General features: G+C 40.9%; 1 protein-coding gene and 1 pseudogene. Both read right to left on the minus strand.

Annotated elements, in window-relative coordinates; genetic code table 11:
* Positions 1-272: hypothetical protein (locus tag ACFINR_RS09495; RefSeq protein ID WP_375654245.1), on the minus strand; the 272-nt coding region annotated here is incomplete at its 3' end.
* A gap of 9 nt (positions 273-281) precedes the next feature.
* Positions 282-824, minus strand: a pseudogene (locus tag ACFINR_RS09500) (hypothetical protein); the annotation flags it as partial.

Here is an 824-nt window from a genome sequence, read left to right on the forward strand (position 1 = left end):
AAGAGCGGCGCATATTCACTTTCCTGTAATTCATACTGACAACGCTTTTCGACAAAATCACCATTTGAATCAAACGGTATTTCTGTTGTTCGACAAACCTTATGCGTATCATCTTCTACCCCCTCTTCCCCTTCACTGAGTTCTTTGACAAAAAACCAATAAAAACGCGTTGTCAAAAGCATCTCTAGCCTTCTTACTGTTTCAACTTTGTCAAAAGAAAGCATGTTCAGATAATCTTCTTTGCTATTTAAATGTTCTGGATATTCTATCATCTCTCCCTCCTAAACAAAATGACGCGTATGGCTACATCCACGCGCCGCAACTTGTTCATTTCCACCATTGACGATCATGGCGGCTCGAGTAAAACGCCCATTATCCGTTGTATTACTCCAGCTACCACCCCCTAACAATGCTCTCATTTCAAACGTATTTTGCGTACGGCTTATGGGTATAGGAAACGTGCCCGATAAAAATTGCCAAACATAACCGCAACCATCCTCACAACCGATATGCGAGATCATTCGACGATTCGCCGTATCCTTATATCCACCTGAAACCTTAGAGGTTGGTTCTTTCTTGCCAACAATATGTGTCTTTTCATTGCTTCCATACATAGCAGAAGCAAACGCTTCATCACTCAGTAAAGATTTTTTAACACGCGCCATATCTGTTACATGTTCGGTATAATTACGGTTTGTTGTTATATTGGTACGATACATTGATTTCGTATTTTCACCCGTCCCTGATTGAAGATAAATATCAACCCAAAGATCTGTAGAGGGGTCATAAACCATACCTTCTGGTGAACTATGCGGACGGTGATT

The sequence above is a fragment of the Bartonella sp. AP19HLJMH genome (assembly GCF_042196245.1).
In the GTDB taxonomy this organism is placed as follows: domain Bacteria; phylum Pseudomonadota; class Alphaproteobacteria; order Rhizobiales; family Rhizobiaceae; genus Bartonella.